Origin of the sequence: Sulfitobacter sp. UBA1132 (genome assembly GCF_002311545.1) — a bacterium.
GTDB classification, from domain to species: domain Bacteria; phylum Pseudomonadota; class Alphaproteobacteria; order Rhodobacterales; family Rhodobacteraceae; genus Sulfitobacter; species Sulfitobacter pontiacus.
Genome location: NZ_DCAN01000012.1, coordinates 179,704 through 180,504 on the forward strand (window position 1 = coordinate 179,704; position 801 = coordinate 180,504).

The window sequence follows — 801 nt, forward strand, 5'->3', positions numbered from 1 at the left end:
TGGTTGCGGGAGTAGGATTTGAACCTACGACCTTCAGGTTATGAGCCTGACGAGCTACCGGGCTGCTCCATCCCGCGCCGGGTGCCAATGTTTTTGTATTGGCTTATTAATTGTCATCGTTTGAGAGATACGTAGAGGTTTTGCTAGGTTTGGCGGTGACCTACTCTCCCACGTCTTAAGACGCAGTACCATTGGCGCAGTAGCACTTAACTGCCGAGTTCGGGATGGGATCGGGTGTTTTGCTTACGCTATGACCACCAAACCGAGTAAAACCTCTATGTTGTTCCTTTTGCCATTGGCAAAAGAGCAACAAGCGGGAGAGAGCGTATCCGAAGGATGCGCGTTCCCGCCTCCTCACCATTCTGGGTAAGGATTTGTCCAAGTCAGTACGACTGATTGTATGTGTATGCTTTTGTCCTAGTAAGAAGTCTTTCTTCTACTGGATCAAATCAAGCCTATCGAGCAATTAGTACCAGTCAACTGAACGTATTACTACGCTTACATCTCTGGCCTATCGACGAGATGGTCTATCTCGGCTCTCAGGGATACCTTGTTTTGAGGGGGGCTTCCCGCTTAGATGCCTTCAGCGGTTATCCTGTCCGATCATAGCTACCCAGCACTGCTATTGGCATAACAACTGGTCCACCAGTGGATCGTTCACCCCGGTCCTCTCGTACTAGGGGCAACTCCTCTCAAGTATCCTACACCCACGGAAGATAGGGACCGAACTGTCTCACGACGCTCTAAACCCAGCTCGCGTACCACTTTAAATGGCGAACAGCCATACCCTCGGGACCGACT

General features: G+C 50.6%; 1 tRNA gene and 2 rRNA genes. All 3 read right to left on the reverse strand.

Features of this window, described 5'->3' with window-relative positions:
• A tRNA-Met gene (locus B4F27_RS11165) sits at positions 1-77 on the reverse strand.
• A 70-nt stretch (positions 78-147) separates the two neighbouring features.
• Positions 148-262, reverse strand: a 5S ribosomal RNA gene (gene rrf / locus B4F27_RS11170).
• Positions 263-445: 183 nt separating this feature from the next.
• A 23S ribosomal RNA gene (locus B4F27_RS11175) occupies positions 446-801 on the reverse strand; the annotation flags it as partial.